We start from the raw sequence: 18,993 nt of genomic DNA on the forward strand, positions 1-18,993 counted from the left end.
CTAGCCTTAGTTATTGGTGGTAACTTTCCGGAGGGGCCGATATGAGACGGATCGGGGGGCGTCCCCGTCAGATCGAGATGGGGGACATCGTCCGTGTCGGCAGGGAGATCGGACTGCATCAGCTCAGCCTGAACGCGGTCGCCGCTCGGCTTGGTGTGTCCTCGACTGCTCTGTATCGGCATGTGGACGGCCGGTGGGGCTTGGAGAGCCTGGTAGGCGAGAACATCCTCGCGGATCTGCAGTTGCCGGATGAGCCCTGCCAGGAGACGGCGCAGCATCTTCTGTCGTCCGGGCTTCGGCTGCGCTCGTTCATCCTGAAGCATCCGGGGTTGGCGGCGTATGTGCAGACGCTGTTCCCGCGAGGTGAGAGCGGTCGGCGGCTGCTCGCTGCCGAGGTCGAGGCGCTGGGTCGGCGTGGCTACGCGGCGGATGCGGCGGTCGTGCTGTCGTCGGCGGTCGCGTCGGTCGCGATCGGCTATGCAGCCGCGGAGGACCTCCAACGGCAACGAGCCGAGGGGCGTGCGCGGCAGGAGGAGAACGCCTTGGCTGCGATGGGGGACGATCCTCGGCTGGGAAAGGCCTATTGGGGGCTCCCGGACGTGGGCGCCGACGAGTATGTGCGGCTGTGGCTGGGTGCGGCGGTGCGGGCGTTCGTGGCTGCGGCGCCTCCCGGGCGCTCTCCCGAGCAGATCAGGGCGGCACTGGATGCCGCAGGAAAGGGGCTGTGATGGCCAAGCGAGGATTCGGCGGCGTGGTGATGCGCGCCTATGGGGCGCGTGATCACGAGGCGACGGTCACAGACACCGAGCTGATCTCACCGGGGTTCCTGCGGGTGCGCATGCACTCGGCGACGTTGCTGCAAGGCGATGTGCTGGCCCCGACCGCGGCCGTGCGGTTCTGGTTCCCCGATCATGAGGGGAAGGACTTCGAGCATCAGCGCGGGTACACCCTCTCCGAGGGTGATGAGGCCACCGGGGACTTCGCGGTCGACTTCGTGCTGCACGAGCCGGCTGGTCCCGCGTCGGCGTGGGCGAAGCGCGCCCAGCCCGGGATGACGGTGCAGGTGACGCCTTTCGGCAGCACCCGTTTCGATCTTCCTGCAGACCTGCCTGCCGGGTACCTGCTGATCGGGGACGCCGCGTCGATCCCGGCGATCAACGGGATCCTTGGGGTGGTGCCGGCAGAGGTGCCGGTCGAGGTCTACTTGGAGGAACACCAGGACACCGACCGCCTCATCCCGCTTGCCCCGCACCCGCGGGCCGCCGTGTACTGGGTGCCGCGTCGCGGAGAGGCCTCGCTCGCGGCGGCGATCGAGGCCCGCGATTGGTCGGACTGGTATGCGTGGGCAGCTCCGGAGTCGGGGTCGCTCAAGCAGCTGCGCGCTCGTCTGCGCGAGGAGTTCGGGTTCCCGCGCAGCGAGACCCACGCCCAGGCGTACTGGTATTACGGTCGCCCATTCGGATCGAATCGCTCCAAAGCCGCCCCGGAGCCGACGCCCGCCGAACTTCCCCTCGGGCAGGCCGCCGGCGAGCCGGCCGTCGCGGAAGAGTCCACCGTCTCGAGCACGATGGCGCCGGGGGTGCGTCGAGGCTCCTGGCGGGCGCAGGCAGGCGGCCGGCTGATCGCCCCGCTTCGCGCGACCCTCGTTGTCGGCGGCGTCCTGCAGACGATCGTCACCCTCATCCAGCTCGCTCCCTTCGTGCTGTTGGTCGAATTGGCCCGCGTGCTGCTGACGGGAGCCGACAGCGGCGCCCTGTGGTCCCTCGGGATCTGGGCGGCCGTGCTCATGGGCGCGGGGGTGCTGCTGTCGTCTGCGCTGATGCTCTGGATGCATGCGGTCGACGCGCGCTTCGCCCGCGACCTGCGCGCACGGCTGCTCGCGAAGCTCGCACGGGTGCCGTTGGGCTGGTTCGACGCGCGCGGTTCCGGGCAAGTCAAGCAGCTGGTGCAGGATGACACGCTGGCGTTGCACTACCTCGTCACCCATGCCGTGCCGGACGCGGTCGCGGCGGTGGTCGCGCCAGTCTCGGTGCTGGTGTACCTGTTCGTCGTGGACTGGCGGATCGCGCTGGCTCTGCTGCTGCCGGTGCTGGCGTACGTACTCGGGATGGCGGTGATGTTGGCCCAGTCGGGGCCGAAGACGTCGCTGGCGATGAAATGGGCGGAGCGGACGAACGTCGAAGCCGGGGCGTACCTGGAGGGGCAGCCCGTGATCCGAGTCTTCGGCGGCGCTGCCGCCTCCACTTTCCGTGCACGCCTCGGGGAGTACATCGATTTCCTGCGCGACTGGCAGCAGCCGATGATCGGGCAGCGCACCTTCATCGACCTCGTCACCCGTCCCGGGACGTTCCTGCTGCTCATCGGCGCGCTCGGCACGCTGCTTGTCACGACCGGGGGCATGGACCCGGTTGCTCTTCTTCCGTTCCTGCTGCTGGGCACCACGTTCGGAGCGCGGCTGCTGGGGATCGGCTACGGCCTGGGCGGGCTGCGTACGGGACTGATCGCGGCCCGCGATATCCAGCTCGCGCTCGACGAGCCCGAACTGGACACCGGCCCGGGAGCGACGGGCGGTGCGCAGGAGCCGGCCGGTCGTGTCGAGTTCGACCGGGTCGGCTTCTCCTACCGGCCCGGGGTTCCGGTGCTGCAGGATGTCGACCTCACCCTGGAGCCGGGCACCGTCACAGCGCTGGTCGGACCATCCGGCTCGGGCAAGTCAACCCTCGCCGCGCTGCTGGCCCGCTTCCACGACGTCCAGACCGGAGCGATCCGTGTCGGCGGGCGGGATCTTCGCGAGCTGACCGCCGACGAGCTCTACGCCAGGGTCGGGTTCGTATTCCAGCAGACGCAGCTGGTGCAGGGGACCGTGCATGAGAACATCGCTCTCGCCGTCCCCGGCGCGAGCCGGGAGCAGGTGGAGGAAGCAGCACGCGCGGCACAGCTCCATGAGCGGATCATGCGGATGCCTGACGGATACGACACGGTTCTCGGTACGGATGCGGCGCTGTCGGGCGGGGAGCGTCAGCGGCTCACGATTGCACGCACTCTCCTCGCAGACGCCCCTGTGCTCGTGCTCGATGAGGCGACCGCGTTCGCCGACCCCGAGTCCGAGTACCTGGTGCAGCGGGCCCTGAACCGGCTGACCGCCGAGCGCACTGTGCTTGTGATCGCGCACCGGCTGCACACCATCACCGGCGTGGACCGGGTCGTCGTGCTGGACCACGGCCGGATCGCCGAGGTCGGCACGCACGAGGAGCTGCTGGCACGCGACGGCCGTTACCGGCGGCTCTGGGACGCTGGCCGACCTGCGTCCGCCGTCAGCGGGAAGGAAGAACTCCGATGATCCGCTCGATGCTCGCACTATTGCCCGCAGGCAGCGCCGGTCGGGTCGCGCGGCACCTTGTGCTGACCACACTCGGCGTCATCCTGAGAGCGGCCGGGGTGGTGCTGCTCATCCCGCTGATCGCCGCACTGTTCAGCGAGGATCCCGCCGTCGCCTGGCCGTGGGCAGGGCTGCTGGCGGTGGTGACCGTCGCCGGCTGGTTCGTCGACTGGGCCGCGGCGCAGCTCGCCTATCGTCTGGGCTTCGGGATCCTCGACAATGGCCAGCGCACCCTCGCGGCCCGGATCATCGGGATCCGCCTGAACTGGTTCACGGCCGAGCACACCGCCACGACTCGGCAGGCCGTGGCCACCACCGGCCCCGATCTCGTCGGCGTCATCGTCTACTTCGTCACCCCGCTGCTCAGCGCGATCCTGCTCCCGCTGGTCATCGCCCTCGTGCTGGTGCCCATCGCCTGGCAGCTCGGCGTGGCGGCCCTGGTCGGGATCGTCGTGCTGTTCGCGGCGTTCTGGGTCTCGGGACGGCTCGGGCGCGCCGCCGACCGGGCGGCCGAGCGCGCCAACACCAGCCTGACCGAGCGGGTGCTGGAGTTCGCCCGCACCCAGCAGGCGCTCCGTGCCGCGCGGCGGGTCGAACCGGCCCGCAGCCACGCCGGTGCGGCTCTGGCCACCGCGCACAACGCCACGATGAAGACGCTGCTCCTGCAGATCCCCGGTCAGCTGCTCTTCGGGCTCGCCAGCCAGCTCGCCCTCCTCGCACTCGCCGGCACAGCCGTGATACTGACCATCCAGGGTGCCCTCAGCATCCCCCAGGCGATCGCTCTCATCGTCGTGATCGTGCGCTACCTGGAATCCTTCACCGTGTTCGCAGAGCTCTCACCCGGGCTCGAGACGGTCACCGGCACGCTGCGCCGCATCCGCGAAGTTCTCGACGCCCCGCGGGAGCCCGCGGGCGAGGCCCAGGTGGAGATCGCCGGTGCACCGCGGATCGAACTGCGCAACGTCGACTTCCGGTATGGCGGCGACGCGGCCGACGGACCACGCGTGCTCGACGATCTCGATCTCGTTTTCGAGCCCGGCACGACGACCGCGATCGTCGGTCCATCCGGGTCGGGCAAGAGCACCGTTCTCGCCCTCATCGCCGGACTGCATCACCCCGACGCCGGGGCCGTGCTCGTGAACGGGCAGGAACTGCGGAGCCTCGACGTCGACGCGCGCCGTGACCTGGTCAGCGTGGTGTTCCAGCACCCCTACCTTTTCGACGGCAGCATCCGCGACAACGTGCTCGTCGGAGACGCGGACGCCGACGAGCAGCGACTGGGCGAGGCCGCCGCCCTGGCCCGGGTTGATCGTCTCGTGAGCCGGATGCCGGACGGATGGGACAGCCGGGTCGGCGAAGCCGGCGGCAGCCTCTCGGGCGGCGAACGCCAGCGCGTCTCCATCGCCCGCGCGCTCCTCAAGCCAGCACCGGTCCTGCTCGTGGACGAGGCCACGAGCGCCCTCGACACCGAGAACGAGACCGCGGTCGCCGCCGCGTTGAGCAATGACCCCATCCCGCGCACCCGCGTGATCGTCGCGCACCGGCTCAGCAGCATTCGCTCCGCCGACCGCGTCGTGTTCCTGGAAGACGGCCGCGTCGTCGAAGACGGCACCATCCCCGAACTGCTCGCCGCCGGCGGCCGCTTCGCCGAGTTCTGGCAGCAGCAAGACGCCGCAAGCGCCTGGCGGCTCGGAACCTGACCCGCGTGCTCAACAACGCGAACATCGGGCGGCGACCACCAATGGCCCCGGCGCACTCAAATCCCGTGAACACGGGTGAAGAAATGGACGCTATCCGCTACGCGAGCGGCGACGACCAGCCGACGGTCAGCGGCCAGGCAACAACGCTGTGTGCTGCCGCCGGTATCTGCGTCCTCGCTGACACGCTGTCCTGGTTCCTGCCCACCCGCCCGACACGGACGACGACCGAGGCGCCGAACGACGAGTGTGCGCCACCTTGACCGGCGCCCTCACCGATTATCGGCGGCCTCCTCGAGCCCGGCCACGGTTGCCACGTTGGCGGGCGCTGCGTTCGGTGTAGGCGAGCAGGAGAGTCGGAATGGTTGCGATGATGGTGATCGCGAGGACCCACCAGAATGTGGTGGAGAATCCGTCAGCCTCCTCGGCCGGCGTGGTGCCGTGGTGGAGTTGACTGGTGAGGACGACGGCGAGCACGGCGGTGCCGATCGCGCCGCCGACGCGCTGGAGGATGTTGAGCTGCGGTGTCGCGTCGGGGATCTGCTCCGGCCGCAGGGCCTGGTACGCCGCGGTCATCGTCGGGAGGATCGACAGGCCGAATCCGACGCCGCGGACGACCATGACGACGCAGAGCAGCCAGTACGACGTGCTGGTGGTCAGGAACAGGAACGGGATGGTCGCGACCGTCAGGATCGCGGCGCCCGTGAACGAGGTGATCCCGGGACCGAAGCGGTCGGTGAACGGTGCGGAGATCAGCGCGCCGATCGCGGTCGGTGCGACCAGCAGCCCGGCGATGATCACATCCTCACCCCGGACGGTCTGGAGATACAACGGCATCAGGATCATGCCCCCGTAGTTCGCCGCACCGAGAGCGAACGTGGCGATCATTGCCGCGGTGAACTCCCGATTGGCGTACAGCCGGACATCCAGCAGCGGATGCTTCGACCGGAGGGCGTGCAGGACGAAGCCGGTCAGGGCCAGCACCCCGACCAGGAGCCCGGCGACAGCATTCGTGTCCAGGCCTCCCGCGACACCGATCTCTGCCAGGCCGTAGGTGATGCCCACGATCCCGAGGGACGCCAGGATCAGACCGAGCAGATCGAACCGTCCCGCGTCTGCGCCCTTGTCCATCGGCAGGAGTCGAAGGGCGAGCACGATGCCCGCGATGCCGATGGGGACGTTGAGCCAGAAGATCGCCTGCCACCCGAGCCCGGAGATGAGCAGACCCCCGACGACAGGCCCGAGCGCGGGGGCGAAGATGATCGGGATCGCCAGCAACGCGATCACCTTGCCCATCTGGCTCTTGGCGGCGTGCGCGGTCCAGATTATCGTCCCGACCGGCATGATCATCCCGCCCCCGATGCCCTGCAGCGCCCGGGCGGCGATCAGCATCTCCAGGCTCTGCGACAACGCGCACCACACCGACCCGATGGTGAACACGACCAGCGCGGCGACATACAACCGCGCGGCCCCGAACCGGCGTGCCGCCCAGCCCGTCACCGGGATGACAGCCGCGAGCGCGAGCAGGTAGGCGGTGATCACCCACTGCACCGAGTCCAGCCCCGCGTGCAGGCCGCCTGCGAGGCTGTGCACTGCCACGTTGACGATCGTCGTGTCCAGGAACGACAGCGAGGAGCCGATCATCACCACGCCGATCGCGCGGCGCAGCGCCGGCGAGAACCGCTCGTTCGCGGTCTCCGTCATCCCATCGGTCATCAGCGCGCTCCTCACGTCGGTTCACATTCGGCATCTCCAAACTAGAATGGCCGTCATGCGCGCACAGGCCAACCAGTACCCCGAAACGGCCAACCTGGTGGAGCCGGTGCTCTCGCCCGTCCTGAGCATCGACCGCGATACCGCGCAGGACCATGAGCTCCTGCATCTGCACGCACACCCGGAGCCGATGCTGACGTGGAGCTCGACCGCGACGCTGATCGGCAGTGTCGCCGGGCGTGACTGGCTGATCCCGCCCGGCTATGGGCTCTGGGTTCCCGGCGGCATCGAGCACTCCGGTGCGGTGCTGCACGCCGGCGAGATGACGACGATCACCCTCGCTGCCGACGGCAGCCCTCTCGCCTGGACCGAGCCCACCAGCTTCGCCGTCGGTTCGCTGCTGGGCGAGATCATCACCCATCTGCATCGCATCGCTCCCGACGATCCCAGCCGTTCGCCCGCGGAGGCACTCATGTTCCAGCTGCTCACCCCGCTGCCAGCGCAACATATCCACGTCACCATGCCCGCCGACCCGCGAGCTCGCGCGATCGCCGAGCTGCTCTTCGCCCACCCAGACGATCAGCGCGAGCTCACCGCCTGGGCCGACCACGTCCATGCCAGCGTCCGAACCCTGTCCCGGCTGTTCCGCGCCGAGACCGGGCTGAGCTTCGCCAGCTGGCGTACCCAGGTCCGCATCCGCGCCGCCATCCCGATGCTCGCAGACGGCACACCAGTGGCCGCCGCCGCCCGAGCAGTCGGCTACCGCAAACCCAGCGCGTTCATTGCCGCGTTCCACCGGACCACCGGTCAGACCCCCGGAACCTACCTGCCTCAGACGCGGCGGTAATCGACCCCGCATCGCCAACGGATTCGAGTGACCGCGTCCCACCGCTTTACGCGGCTCTCACCGCGCCATGCCGGACAGCTTCGCTCAGCGGTCGCTGTGGTGACTCGTTCGCGCCGGCCACCGAGTCTGAAGCGGTGACCCCTCAGCCCTCCGCACGACGTCAGCTCGTCCGGGCGGCATCCGCCGGCGGGTTCATGGCCGCGAGGCCGGCGAGGGTGTTCTCCACGATGAAGCGGTAGTAGGTCTCGCGCTGGCGCGCGGCAGGTTCGCCGCCGCGGGCGAAGGGCGTGATGAAGCCCTCGGCGAGGCGCGCCAGCCCGGGGCTTGCTTCGGCTGTTCGGCGGAATTCCGCCATCATGGTCGCGTGGTCGCGGGGCCCGTCGTCCTCGTGGATGAGGCGGTCGTCGCCGATCGTGATGGTGAGCATGGCGTTATTCAGCAGCGCCGCGTAGGCCAGGCTCGCGTGGTCTCCGAATCCGCCGCGGATCAGCGCCGCGATCCCCGTGTCGACGATCGGGAGGGCCGAGGGGAAGGTCGGTCCGTGCATGAGCAGCCACTTGGCCACGCCGGGATAGGGGGCGATCACCGCGTAGCCGGATAGCAGCAGGGCCCGGAACCATTCCTCCCACTCGAGTTCGGGTGGCGGAGGAATGAGGCGGGTGAGGACGCGCTCGACGACGCCGCGGGCGATGAGATCTTTGCCTCCGACATGGTGGTAGACGACCGACGGCGCGACATTCAGGCGACGCGCGAGATCCCTGATCGACCAGCCGAGGAGGTGCGACTCCGCGGTGAGCGCGGTCGCCGCATCCACGACCCGCTCCGGAGTCAGCCCGACATGAAACGGGGCTGCAACGGTCTCCGCCATGAGGACGCTCCTTTCTCACCCGTCCAGTGTGCCGGATAGGCGACCCACCCACGTATTGAGGTTAGGGTTACCTAACCTCTAGGATGGTCGCTATCGATTAGAACACCGTTCAGTGTACACTCGATAATGATTCTCAATAAGGACCGGAAGAAAGGCGGAACACATGGCAGCGACCAACGCGGCGATGATGCCGAATATGACGGCCGGCGATCATGCGGCGGTGGAGGAGAGCTTCTTCGTCGCGGTCAAGGGCAGTCTCGCCGCCATCATCGCATTGGCCGTCCTCGGTGCGGCGAGCAGTGTGATCCCGTTCATCGCGATCGTGGAGTTGGCCCGCACTCTGCTCCCGGCGATCGACGGAGCATCCGTCGACGCGGGCCGGGTCTGGGCGATCGTGCTCGTCGCAGTGGTCGCGTTGGTGGTGAGCTTCGGTGCAGCCTTCCTCTCCGGCGTCGTCGGTCACTTCGCCGATGCTGAGTTGCAGCATTCGCTGCGCCGGAGGATCATCCGCCACCTTCAGCGTCTCCCGCTGGGCTGGTTCGATCGCCGCAGCTCCGGCTCGGTGCGCAAGCTCGTCGAGAACGATGTGGTCGCGCTGCACCAACTGGTCGCGCACTCCATCCAGGACGTCGTCACGGCGGTCACGGTGCCGGCGATCAGTATCGTCTACCTCTTTGTCGTGGACTGGCGGATGGCGCTGGCTGCGCTCGTCCCGCTGGTCCTGATCTTCCTTCTCTACCCGCTGATGATGCGAGGTGCCGGAGAAAAGTACATCCAGTACGACGCGGCCACGCAGGCGCTATCCGGAGCGACCGTCGAGTTCGTGCAGGGCATCGCCGTCGTCAAGCGCTTCGGACAGGTGGGGCGCAGCCACCGCCGGTATCGCGATGCGACCGGTGAGTACTCGAGGTTCGTCGGCGAGTGGACGCGCGAGACCGCAGTCGTGTTCACGATCGTGGAACTGATCGCCTCGCCGATCGTCGTCCTGGCCTGGCTTCTCGTCGCCGGTGTGTGGCTGGTCACCAATGGCGGCGCCTCCCCGGTGGACGTGCTTCCTGGGCTTCTTCTGGGCCTGGGGCTGACCGCGCCGCTGATGAAGCTGGGCGCGTCGGGTCAGTTCCTGCGCAACGCGACGAAGGCTCAGCAGTCCCTGACCGAGTTCTTCGCCCTACCCTCCGTGACCCCGCCCGATGCGCCACAGACGCCGCAGGGCCACGATGTCGACTTCGAGGACGCCGCGTTCAGCTATGACGGGGAGCACCGCGTGCTCCACGAGGTCGCAGCGTCCTGCGCTCCCGGAACCGTCACCGCGCTCGTGGGCGCTTCCGGGTCGGGGAAGTCGACGCTCGCGAAGCTCGTCCCACGGTTCTATGACGTCGACGCCGGTGAGGTCGGGATCGGGGGCGCCGATGTGCGCCAGGTCGCGTCCGCCGAGCTCTACCGTCAAGTCGGCTTCGTCTTTCAGGACGTGCAGCTTCTGCGCGCGAGCCTGCGTGACAATATCCGTCTTACACGGCCCGATGCCTCCGATGAAGAGGTCGAGGCTGCCGCGCGCGCAGCCCAGATCCATGACCGGATCGTGCGCTTCGAGCATGGCTACGACGCGGTGGTCGGCGAGGACGCGAATCTCTCCGGCGGTGAGGCACAGCGGGTCACGATCGCCCGGGCGTTGCTCGCCGATGCGCCGATTCTCGTGCTGGACGAGGCGACCGCGTTCGCCGATCCGGACTCGGAAGCGGCGATCCAGTTGGCGCTGAGCACTCTCGCGGCTGATCGCACCGTGCTCGTGATCGCTCACCGGCTGCACACGATCGCAGGTGCCGACCAGATCCTCGTCCTCGACGCCGGTCGCATCATCGAGCGCGGCACGCATGCTGAACTCCTCGCCGGGGGAGGCCGCTTCGCCCAGATGTGGGCCGACTACCAAGCCAACCATGCCCGCTCCCTCCCGGAAGGAGTCCAGTCGTGATCCGTCGCCTGCTGCACTACTGCTCGCCCCGTGCCCGTCGTCTGGTGATCGCGGAGCTGAGCTTCGTGGTGGTCGCCGCTCTCCTGCAGGGCATCGCGTTTCTCCTGCTCGTGCCATTGCTGCGGGCACTGTTCCTCGGTGACCTGGAGGCGGCGTGGGGCTGGGTGGGGGCTGTCGCCGTTGCTGCCGTCGGCTACGTGCTCGCGTCGTGGTTCGCGAGCCAGATCGGGATGAAGGCCTCCACCGCCGTGCTCGACTCACTGCTGGAGCAACTCGGCGACAGTGTGGTGTCGTTGCCGGTGAGCTGGTTCTCGTCCGATCGGACGGGCCTGGTCACCGGATTGGCCACGCAGGGCGCGATGTTCGTCTCGACGATGCCCTATGCCATCCTTCGGCAGATCCTCGCCGGCTTCATCGCCCCCGGCACCGTGCTGGTCGGGATGTACTTCTTCGACTGGCGACTGGCGCTGGCGATGACCGTGATGGTGCCGATCATCGCGATCGGCTACCGCTGGCTGAGCCGCCGGATCGGCCGCGGCGACAAGGAGCATTCGGTCGCCGTCGCTGAGACCTCAAATCGGGTCGTCGAGTTCGCCCGCGCCCAGCCCGCGTTGCGCACCGCGGGCGAGGGCTCGATCGCCGACCGGCTCGTCGACCAGGCGCTCGAGAACCAGCACAAGGAGTACCGGGGCCTGCTGGTCACCGGAGGCGCAGCGATCGCGCTGTTCGCGGGGCTCGTGCAACTATCGGTCACGGTCGTTCTCGTCCTCGGAGCTTTCCTCGCCGTCGGTGGATCGATCGACATCGCAACCCTGATCGCGCTGCTCGTCCTCGGAGTGCGATTCAACGAGCCGATCGTCACCGCCGGCGACCTCGGCGGCGGCATCGCCGTCGCGAAGACCACGATCGACCGTCTCGACGAGTTCGCGGGGATCGCGCGGCTTCCCGAGCCCGAGCATCCGGCCGTACCTTCCGATTTCGGCGTCGAGTTCCAGGACGTCACTTTCGGCTACGGTGGCGACCCCGTACTGAGGGATCTCTCGTTCTCCGCTCCCGGCGGCGGGATGACGGCGATCGTGGGCCCGTCGGGTTCGGGCAAGACGACGATCACCAAGCTCATCGCCCGCTTCTACGACCCCGAGGTCGGCACCGTGCTCATCGGCGGCGTGCCGCTGCCGGAGCTCGGGACCGACGTCGTGGAGGCCGCGGTCGCTCCGGTCTTCCAGGACGTCTACCTGTTCGACGACACCATCCTGAACAACGTCTGGATCGGCAACCCCGATCTGTCCCGCGAGGAGGTCATCGCCGCCGCCACCCGCGCGCGCGTCGACGAGATCATCACGCGCCTCCCTGGCGGGTGGGATGCGCGCGTCGGGGAGGGCGGGTCGAACCTGTCGGGCGGCGAACGGCAACGGGTGTCCATCGCCCGTGCCCTGCTGAAGGATGCCCCGATCGTGCTGCTCGATGAAGCCACCAGCGCCCTCGACATCGGCAACGAGATCGCGATCGGTGACGCGATCGACTCCATCCGCTCCGGTCGCACCCTCATTGTCGTCGCCCACCGGTTGCAGACGATCATGACCGCCGACCGGATCATCATGCTCGACGGCGAAGGCAGTATCCGCGAATCCGGCGGCCACGCCGAGCTCTTGGCCCACGGCGGCGCGTACGCGCGCTACTGGAACGAGCGGGTCGACGCGGCCGGCTGGCAGCTCACCCACCACGACTGAACCACCCGACCCTTCGAAAGGACCAGACATGACCGACGACAGCCTCTCGGCAGCCACCCAGGTGGCGACTGAGACCGCGGCAGAGCGTCCCCGCTTCTCGCTGACGTTCCGTGCCCGCGACTTCCTGACTATCGCGATCTTCGCTGTCATCTACATCGTGGTGATCTTCGCCGTCGCGATGGTCGGCATCATCAGCCCGCTCGTGATGGTGATCACTCTTCCCCTCGCCCCGCTGGTCGCCGGCATCCCCTACATGCTGTTCCTCAGCCGAGTGCGGCACGGCGGCATGGTCACGCTGTTCGGCATCGTGTTCGGGCTCGCCTCGATGGGCTGGGGACACCCGTGGCAGAGCGTTCTGGTCATCGTCGGGGTCTCCCTGATCGCGGAGATCGTGCTCTTCGCCGGCCGGTACCGGTCGAGGTGGGCAGCGATCTGGGCCTACACGATCTTCTCGGCCTGGATGATCGGGCCCTGGATCCCCATGTTCCTCGACCGCGACGCCTACCTCGCTTCCCAGGGGTCGGAGTCGATGGGCAGCGAGTACGCCGCGCAGATGGACGCCCTGCTGTCCGCTCCGGTCATCCTCGGGGTGTGGGCTGCGGGGATCGTCTTCGGCTTCCTCGGCGGCTTGCTCGGCTCCGCGGTCCTGCGCAAGCACTTCGTCAAGGCGGGTCTCGCATGACAGACACGACTCTGCCCGCTGAGACCGGTACCGGTCGGCGCCTCTCGTTGCGGTTCACAGCACGCGACCTGACGGGCATAGCGATCTTCGCGGTCATCATGATCGTCGTCACCTACGCGATCGGAATGCTGGGTATCTTCTCGCCGCTGGTCTGGCTGGCGATCGTCCCCATCTCGGTGCTCGTCAACGGGATCGTGTTCATGCTCTTCCTCACGCGAGTGAAACACGCCGGGATGGTGACGCTGCTCGGCATCGTCGTCGCGCTGTTCTACCTGCTGACCGGCAACACGATCTTCAGCACGATCGGGATCATCATGCTCGCAATCCTTGCCGAGGTCGTTCTCTGGGTCGGCGGCTATCGTTCTCGGTGGGCGGCGATCTGGGCCTACACGATCTTCGCGCTGAGCTTCTTCACCCCGTTCCTGCCGCTGGTCTTCGACCGGGAGAACTACCTCCGTAGCCCCAGCTTCACCACAATGGGGGAGGAATACGTCACGGGCGCCGATGCGCTCACCACGCTGCCCGTGCTGGGAGTGCTCGCGATCGGGGTCGCGGTCGCCGGGTTCCTGGGCGGGCTGCTCGGCTCCGCGGTACTCCGCAAGCATTTTGTCCGCGCCGGCCTTGCCTGAGGTCGCGGTCCCCGCCGTCGCGGTCGCACGGCGGGGACTCGATCCACGCAGCAAGATCCTTCTCGTGCTGCTCGTCAGCCTCGCCGTGATGAGCCCCGGCGGGTTGGTGTTCGTCCCGGCGGGCATCCTACTGGCGACCGTGCTCGCCATCTCGGAGCGAGCCTGGGCGCGCGTCGTGATCATCCCCGTCGCGGCGGCCGTCCTGTACGTACTCGGCTGGGTGCTACCCCAGCTCTGGGCCCATCCACTGCTCACGGTCCTCGCGATCGGCAGCGGGTACCTCATCCGCTTCGTCGCCGCGTTCGGCGTCGGCGCCCACCTCATCGCAACGACCTCGCCCACACGGCTGAGCGCGGCACTGCGCGCCTGGCATCTGCCTCGTGCGCTCTCGGTCACCCTCGCCGTGATGCTCCGGTTCTTCCCCGTGGTCGCTGCGGAATCCGCCGCGGTGCTCGATGCCATGCGGCTGCGCGGCCTCGCCGGAGCAACGGGCCTTGCCCGGCATCCGATCCTCAGCATGGAACGGTTCACCGTGCCGATGATCGCCGCGAGCCTGCGCGCCAGCGAAGACCTGTCGGCATCGGCGATCCTGCGCGGACTCGGCTCACGCCGCGTCCCGGTGTCGCTCGATCCGCCGCAGTTCGGCCGGTCCGACCTCGCCCTGGCCGTCGCCCTTTCCATCCTCGCGGCCGTGAGCCTCCTGCTCCCCAACCCCCTGACGATGGTGATCGCATGATCGAGATATCGAGCGTCTCCTGGACCTACCCCCACGCCGAGACCCCCGCGCTGCGCGACCTCGACCTCACGGTCGCCTCCGGAGAGCTCCTCGTCCTGTGCGGCGCCTCCGGATCCGGCAAGTCGACGGCCCTGCGACTCATGAACGGCCTCGTGCCGCAGTTCCACGACGACGGGATCCTCACCGGCACCGTCACCGTCGAGGGGATGATCACCACCGGTGTCGAGCTCGACGCCCTCGGCCTGGTCACCGGCACTGTGCTGCAGCATCCCCGTCGGCAGTTCTTCACCGACTCCGCACGTGAGGAGACGGCGTTCGCAATGGAGAACTTCGGCTTTCCCCGTGAGCACATCCGCACCGGCGTCCAGGAGAAGGTCACCGAGCTCGCGCGATGGGTGCCGGTGAGCCAGCGGCTCCGGGGGCTGTCCGGCGGGCAGCAGCAGCAGGTCGCGATCGCCGCCGCCACCGCCCACGATCCGCGCATCCTCCTGTTGGACGAGCCGAGCTCCAACCTGTCCGCCGATGCCGTGCATCGACTCGCCGGCACCCTCGCGGGACTTAAGACCGCCGGGGTGACGATCGTCGTCGCCGAACACCGGCTGCGCTATCTGCAGGACCTCTTCGATCGTGTCGTGGTCATGCGGGACGGCACCATCGACAAGGAATGGACCGCAGCACAGTTCCGCGCCGTCCCTGACGATCTGCTCGCGGACGAGGGCCTGCGCGGGGACATCCGGCCGGCCGTCATTCCCATCCTTGCCGCCGCTGGCGGCAGCATCGCGCACTCCGTCCCGAACGAGCAGGCCCCCACCGCGACGCTGCACCTGGACGGCATCCGCTGCCGGCTCGGCGGCCGCAGCGTTCTCGACATCGACAAGGTGGCATTCGCCGCGGGCGAGGTCACCGCGATCCGCGGCGTCAACGGTGCCGGCAAGTCCACCCTCGCCCGCATCGTCACCGGCCTGCAGACATCCGCCGGCACCATCCGGCTCGACGGGCGGACGCTGACCCGCCGTGCACGGCAACGGGCGAGCGCGATCGTGATGCAGGACGTGCAACGACAATTGTTCACCGACAGTGTCCAGGCCGAGATCGACCTCGCGTCCACAGACGCCCCCGGATCGCCCGATACCGCCGCGGTACTCGAGGCTCTCGACCTCGCCCCTCTGGCCGAAAGGCACCCGCTGGCGTTGTCTGGTGGGCAGCAGCAGCGGGTCGTCGTCGCCGCCGCCCGCGTCGCCGGGCGCCGCATCGTCATCTTCGACGAGCCCAGCTCCGGCGTCGACCGTCGACATCTGCAGTCCATCTCCGACCAGATCCGGCAGGTCGCCGCGGACGGCGCCGTCGTGCTGCTCATCAGCCACGACGACGACCTGCTGGCCCTCGCCGCCGATCGACAACTCACCCTCACTCCCGTGGCCCAGGAGCACGGCGCGAGCACCGTCCCCGCTGCTGCCATGACACGATCGCTCAAGGAGACCGGATGACCGCCCCCACCCCACTTCCCACGTCGGAGACCGTCGTGTCCCGCCCGCAGACCCCGCTGCTGCTGGGCGCGGTGCTGCTCGTCTACCTGGGGCAGATGACGCTCAACCCGATCATCGCACCCCTGTCCCGCGAGGTCGGCCTGGCCGAGTGGCAGGTCGGGGTCACCATCAGCTCCGCCGCGCTCATGCTCGTACTCACCAGCCAGTTCTGGGGCCGCCGCTCCCAGTCCTGGGGGCGCAAACCCGTGCTCGTCGCCGCCTTCGCCCTGGCCACGGTCACGATGATCCTGTTCGCCCTGGTGGCCTGGGCCGGCATGACCGGTCTCGTCACAGGGGTTGCACTGTTCGTACTGTTCGTCCTGTTCCGCGGGATTGGCTTCGGCGCCGCGATCGCCGCTGTGCCACCGACCGCCCAGGCGTACATCGCCGACGTCACGACCGACGAAACCGCCAGGGTGAAGGGCATGGCCGGCGTCGGCGCGGTACAGGGCATCGCGATGGTCGGCGGCTCTGTCATCGGCGGCCTGCTGTCCGCCTTCGGCCTCCTCACCCCGCTCATCGCCGTGCCCGTGCTCCTGGTGGCCGGGCTCGTCCTCATCACGGTGCGTCTGCGCCGTGAGCAGCGCCACGAACTCATCGCAGAACCTGCGCGGGTGCGCCCGTTCGACCCACGCGTGTGGCCGTTCCTGCTGGCCGGGTTTGGCATGTTCACCGCCCTCGGATTCATCCAAGTCATCACCGGCTTCATCGTCCAGGACCGCCTCGGCCTCGATGCCCAGACCACCGGGCTGGTCACCGGGGGTGCGCTCCTCGCGGCAGGCGTCGGGATGATCCTCGCCCAGGCCGTCATCGTGCCCCGCAGCGGCTGGACCCCGCCCACCCTGCTCCGCGTCGGCGGGACCATCGCACTGGCAGGTTTCCTCCTGCTCATCATGGACGCCGGCCCCGTCCCGCTGTTCAGTTCGATCCTGATCATCGGCCTGGGCCTGGGGATCGCAATGCCCGGCTACACCGCCGGGCCCACACTCCTGGTGAACCGTGAGGAACAGGGCGGGCTGGCCGGGTTGATCAGCGCAACCACCGGGCTCACCTTCGTCATCGCCCCCACCGCCGGCACCGCCCTCTACGGGACATGGGCGCTCCTGCCGATCATCGTCGGCGCCGCCATCATGGCGATCATCGTCCTCTTCGTGTTTCTCCATCCACGGTTCCGGCGCATGCCCGCCGACCCGGACCCGGAGAAGCGGTAGCAGCCGATTGGCGAGAGGCTCTCACTCCACTCGCCCGCGCGGGCTGTTGATGCGAACGGGTTCAGCGTGTATCCGCCGACAGCACCAGAAGGCGACCTGAGCCCTGCCCGAACTATGAGGCGCCTGCGGTTCGTGCTGCTGGAGCTCTATCTGCAGGCGATCAAAGTGTTCCCGAACTTGCAGCACTATGCGGCCACAGCAGTCATGGGTGCCGCGTCGACACCAGCTGTGGGATATCGGCTGAAGTCCCGCAGGATCGAAGCCGTCTTCCGTCGCGCTGGTCGCCGCAACGATCCTGCTCTGCTTGAGCGGATACGCGCCGATCTCCGCGCACCCGCACTACGACAGAGCAGGAGGGTCGAAACTGTCCTGGGCACCGTCGGCACGGGGCTGCTGAGAATCCTTGAAGCGATGCGCGACACCGTCGAAGGACTCGAACGGGCTCTCACCGCGGAGCTCGCGCAACATCCCCTCGCACCCATCCATTCGCCCCCGGTATCGGTGCCGTGCCTGTAGCGCGGATCCTCGCGGAGATCGGCGATGGCACCGACCGGTTCACCACGACCGCGGTAATGAGAGTGGAGCACGATTTGCGGGACCGCGGGTCCTGTCCGGACGGCGAAGGGTGCTGTTGTGACGCGCCAGCCCTCGGCAGGGGGAGCCATGCGCAACCTCGCGGACTCAACTCGCACACACGATGCGGTTGCAAGTTGACGAATCTACACATGATCACCCTATTGATAATGAGTATCATTCTCAATATGTCTACTGTGATGGCTCGCCTCCAGTTCCGCACGTTGCTCATGGCGCGCGCCAGCATCTGGATCGCCGGGGCGATCACCGCTGTCGCGCTGCCCATGGCGGTCTATCAGCGCACGGGGCGAGCGGACCTGGCCGCCCTGCTGGCCGGCTTCATCGTGACGCCTTACATCGTCGTGGGGCTGTTTGCTGGAGCGCTGGCTGACCGCCACCGGATACGGAGCGTTGCCTTGCTGACGACGTCGGCATGCGCGCTGGCGTTCGGATCGATCCCCGTCGCTCAGATGCTCGGTGTATTGACGACGCCGCATCTGTTCGTATCGGCGCTCGTAGCGAACACCGCGCTGGTGTTCTTCGACGCGGCGATGTTCGCCGCTCTCCCGGCCATCGTCGGACGGGACCGGATTGCCGAGGCGTTCGCTTCGATGACGGCCGTCTCGACGGTGATCGGGCTGGGAGGGCCGGCATTGGGCGGGCTGATCGCCGGCTGGTGGTCGCCGGAGTACACGTTGACGATCTCGGCTGTGATGTTCGTCGTTTCCGCCGTGGTCTTCCTGATCCTCGACGAGCCCGTGCGGGAGCTGTCGCATCGTGAGACGACAATCCTTCGCGATATCGGCGCGGGACTCGGATTCATCGTCCGGAACCGGATCGTGCGCTCTCTGACCTTGCTGGGATTGGGGAACTCGATCGCCGAAGGCGTATTGAGCGGACTGGTGGTCGTCACGGTCTCGGAATGGTTCGGCATGACGTTGGACGGGCCGTATCTGGGATTCGCGTACTCGGCGATGACGGTCGGCGGGTTCCTCGGCGCGCTGATTCTCCCGCGTCTGGGCCGTCGTGTGCGTATCGGCACCATCACGACGCTCGGGCTGATCGTCGCGGCGGGCGGCCTGGCTGCGTGGAGCCAGCAGCCGTTGTACTGGATCGGTTTGGTCGCGCTCGTGGTCTATCAGATCGGTGCGACGGTCGTCATCCTCAACGGCGTGACCGAGCGTGCGCGGGTTACGCCGGACTATCTGCAGGGGCGAGTCAACACCACAGCCCGGATGTTCGCATGGGGAGGGCAGCCCGTGGGCGCCTATCTCGCTGCGGCCCTCGTCGGCACGATCGGTATCGCCGGCACCCAGCGGGTGGGCCTCGTCATCCTCATCGTCACTGCGGGCATCGCCGCTTTCGCGCTCCGCGGTCTGCGACGAGAAGAGCCGTCGAACTGACTCATCAGCGGGCGGACCGCATGGAAGGAG

Annotated in this window: 16 protein-coding genes; 14 read left to right on the forward strand and 2 right to left on the reverse strand. The window is 68.2% G+C overall.

What is annotated here, in order from left to right; translation table 11 throughout:
* Positions 1 to 41 precede the first annotated feature (41 nt).
* The 4 genes from FM104_RS15530 to FM104_RS16380 are packed head-to-tail and all read left to right on the forward strand — an operon-like array spanning position 42 to position 5,339.
* On the forward strand, positions 42 to 728 hold the full coding sequence (locus tag FM104_RS15530; RefSeq protein WP_087133135.1) for a TetR family transcriptional regulator: 687 nt from the start codon (positions 42 to 44) through the stop codon (positions 726 to 728).
* Entirely contained in the window at positions 728 to 3,340 is a 2,613-nt protein-coding gene (locus FM104_RS15535) for an ABC transporter ATP-binding protein/permease (protein WP_143738470.1), read from the forward strand. Before FM104_RS15530 ends, FM104_RS15535 begins: the two co-directional genes overlap by 1 nt.
* The gene (locus FM104_RS15540; protein WP_087133136.1) at positions 3,337 to 5,079 is read left to right on the forward strand and encodes an ABC transporter ATP-binding protein; all 1,743 of its coding nucleotides are present in this window, start codon (positions 3,337 to 3,339) and stop codon (positions 5,077 to 5,079) included. The genes FM104_RS15535 and FM104_RS15540 overlap by 4 nt, the downstream gene beginning before the upstream one ends.
* 5 nt (positions 5,080 to 5,084) lie before the next feature.
* A complete protein-coding gene (locus FM104_RS16380; protein ID WP_143738472.1) occupies positions 5,085 to 5,339 on the forward strand; it encodes a hypothetical protein in 255 nt (84 codons plus the stop codon).
* A gap of 16 nt (positions 5,340 to 5,355) precedes the next feature.
* Here FM104_RS16380 and FM104_RS15545 read toward each other — a convergent pair whose 3' ends face one another.
* On the reverse strand, positions 5,356 to 6,792 hold the full coding sequence (locus tag FM104_RS15545) for a DHA2 family efflux MFS transporter permease subunit (protein WP_087133137.1): 1,437 nt from the start codon (positions 6,790 to 6,792) through the stop codon (positions 5,356 to 5,358).
* Between the two features lie 55 nt (positions 6,793 to 6,847).
* Here FM104_RS15545 and FM104_RS15550 point away from each other — a divergent pair, with 55 nt between their 5' ends.
* Positions 6,848 to 7,636 (forward strand): helix-turn-helix transcriptional regulator, encoded by a 789-nt coding sequence (locus FM104_RS15550; protein ID WP_087133138.1) that lies wholly within the window; start codon positions 6,848 to 6,850, stop codon positions 7,634 to 7,636.
* Positions 7,637 to 7,796: 160 nt separating this feature from the next.
* On the opposite strand, the gene FM104_RS15555 is transcribed toward FM104_RS15550, so the two are convergent.
* Positions 7,797 to 8,504 carry a TetR/AcrR family transcriptional regulator gene (locus FM104_RS15555; protein WP_087133139.1) on the reverse strand — a complete coding sequence of 236 codons (708 nt, stop codon included), beginning with the start codon at positions 8,502 to 8,504 and terminating at the stop codon, positions 7,797 to 7,799.
* 163 nt (positions 8,505 to 8,667) lie between these two features.
* On the opposite strand from FM104_RS15555, the gene FM104_RS15560 reads away from it, so the two are divergent.
* The 9 genes from FM104_RS15560 to FM104_RS15600 all read left to right on the forward strand — a co-directional run bounded on the left by FM104_RS15560 (position 8,668) and on the right by FM104_RS15600 (position 18,963).
* Positions 8,668 to 10,473, forward strand: a complete 1,806-nt coding sequence (locus FM104_RS15560; protein ID WP_256971700.1) for an ABC transporter ATP-binding protein — start codon at positions 8,668 to 8,670, stop codon at positions 10,471 to 10,473.
* Positions 10,470 to 12,203 (forward strand): ABC transporter ATP-binding protein, encoded by a 1,734-nt coding sequence (locus tag FM104_RS15565; protein WP_087133140.1) that lies wholly within the window; start codon positions 10,470 to 10,472, stop codon positions 12,201 to 12,203. The genes FM104_RS15560 and FM104_RS15565 overlap by 4 nt, the downstream gene beginning before the upstream one ends.
* A gap of 28 nt (positions 12,204 to 12,231) precedes the next feature.
* Positions 12,232 to 12,885, forward strand: a complete 654-nt coding sequence (locus tag FM104_RS15570; RefSeq protein ID WP_087133141.1) for an MptD family putative ECF transporter S component — start codon at positions 12,232 to 12,234, stop codon at positions 12,883 to 12,885.
* The gene (locus FM104_RS15575; protein WP_087133142.1) at positions 12,882 to 13,514 is read left to right on the forward strand and encodes an MptD family putative ECF transporter S component; all 633 of its coding nucleotides are present in this window, start codon (positions 12,882 to 12,884) and stop codon (positions 13,512 to 13,514) included. The genes FM104_RS15570 and FM104_RS15575 overlap by 4 nt, the downstream gene beginning before the upstream one ends.
* Positions 13,507 to 14,250 carry an energy-coupling factor transporter transmembrane component T family protein gene (locus FM104_RS15580; RefSeq protein ID WP_218778592.1) on the forward strand — a complete coding sequence of 248 codons (744 nt, stop codon included), beginning with the start codon at positions 13,507 to 13,509 and terminating at the stop codon, positions 14,248 to 14,250. Before FM104_RS15575 ends, FM104_RS15580 begins: the two co-directional genes overlap by 8 nt.
* On the forward strand, positions 14,247 to 15,737 hold the full coding sequence (locus FM104_RS15585) for an ATP-binding cassette domain-containing protein (protein ID WP_087133144.1): 1,491 nt from the start codon (positions 14,247 to 14,249) through the stop codon (positions 15,735 to 15,737). The genes FM104_RS15580 and FM104_RS15585 overlap by 4 nt, the downstream gene beginning before the upstream one ends.
* On the forward strand, positions 15,734 to 16,987 hold the full coding sequence (locus FM104_RS15590; RefSeq protein ID WP_087133145.1) for an MFS transporter: 1,254 nt from the start codon (positions 15,734 to 15,736) through the stop codon (positions 16,985 to 16,987). Before FM104_RS15585 ends, FM104_RS15590 begins: the two co-directional genes overlap by 4 nt.
* Positions 16,988 to 17,101: 114 nt before the next feature.
* On the forward strand, positions 17,102 to 17,503 hold the full coding sequence (locus tag FM104_RS15595) for a hypothetical protein (RefSeq protein ID WP_087133146.1): 402 nt from the start codon (positions 17,102 to 17,104) through the stop codon (positions 17,501 to 17,503).
* Between the two features lie 245 nt (positions 17,504 to 17,748).
* Positions 17,749 to 18,963, forward strand: coding sequence for an MFS transporter (locus FM104_RS15600; protein ID WP_179206834.1), 1,215 nt, complete (start codon positions 17,749 to 17,751; stop codon positions 18,961 to 18,963).
* Positions 18,964 to 18,993: the final 30 nt, after the last annotated feature.

Source organism: Microbacterium esteraromaticum, from assembly GCF_900163815.1.
GTDB classification, from domain to species: Bacteria; Actinomycetota; Actinomycetes; order Actinomycetales; family Microbacteriaceae; genus Microbacterium; species Microbacterium esteraromaticum_B.

What these genes read in the sequence shown, in the direction of transcription:
- FM104_RS15530 (WP_087133135.1), top strand. Translation starts at nt 42, where the DNA reads ATGAGACGGATCGGGGGGCGTCCCCGTCAGATCGAGATGGGGGACATC.
- FM104_RS15535 (WP_143738470.1), top strand. Translation starts at nt 728, where the DNA reads ATGGCCAAGCGAGGATTCGGCGGCGTGGTGATGCGCGCCTATGGGGCG.
- FM104_RS15540 (WP_087133136.1), top strand. Translation starts at nt 3,337, where the DNA reads ATGATCCGCTCGATGCTCGCACTATTGCCCGCAGGCAGCGCCGGTCGG.
- FM104_RS15545 (WP_087133137.1), bottom strand. Translation starts at nt 6,792, where the DNA reads ATGACCGATGGGATGACGGAGACCGCGAACGAGCGGTTCTCGCCGGCG.
- FM104_RS15550 (WP_087133138.1), top strand. Translation starts at nt 6,848, where the DNA reads ATGCGCGCACAGGCCAACCAGTACCCCGAAACGGCCAACCTGGTGGAG.
- FM104_RS15555 (WP_087133139.1), bottom strand. Translation starts at nt 8,504, where the DNA reads ATGGCGGAGACCGTTGCAGCCCCGTTTCATGTCGGGCTGACTCCGGAG.
- FM104_RS15560 (WP_256971700.1), top strand. Translation starts at nt 8,668, where the DNA reads ATGGCAGCGACCAACGCGGCGATGATGCCGAATATGACGGCCGGCGAT.
- FM104_RS15570 (WP_087133141.1), top strand. Translation starts at nt 12,232, where the DNA reads ATGACCGACGACAGCCTCTCGGCAGCCACCCAGGTGGCGACTGAGACC.
- FM104_RS15575 (WP_087133142.1), top strand. Translation starts at nt 12,882, where the DNA reads ATGACAGACACGACTCTGCCCGCTGAGACCGGTACCGGTCGGCGCCTC.
- FM104_RS15585 (WP_087133144.1), top strand. Translation starts at nt 14,247, where the DNA reads ATGATCGAGATATCGAGCGTCTCCTGGACCTACCCCCACGCCGAGACC.
- FM104_RS15590 (WP_087133145.1), top strand. Translation starts at nt 15,734, where the DNA reads ATGACCGCCCCCACCCCACTTCCCACGTCGGAGACCGTCGTGTCCCGC.
- FM104_RS15595 (WP_087133146.1), top strand. Translation starts at nt 17,102, where the DNA reads ATGAGGCGCCTGCGGTTCGTGCTGCTGGAGCTCTATCTGCAGGCGATC.
- FM104_RS15600 (WP_179206834.1), top strand. Translation starts at nt 17,749, where the DNA reads ATGTCTACTGTGATGGCTCGCCTCCAGTTCCGCACGTTGCTCATGGCG.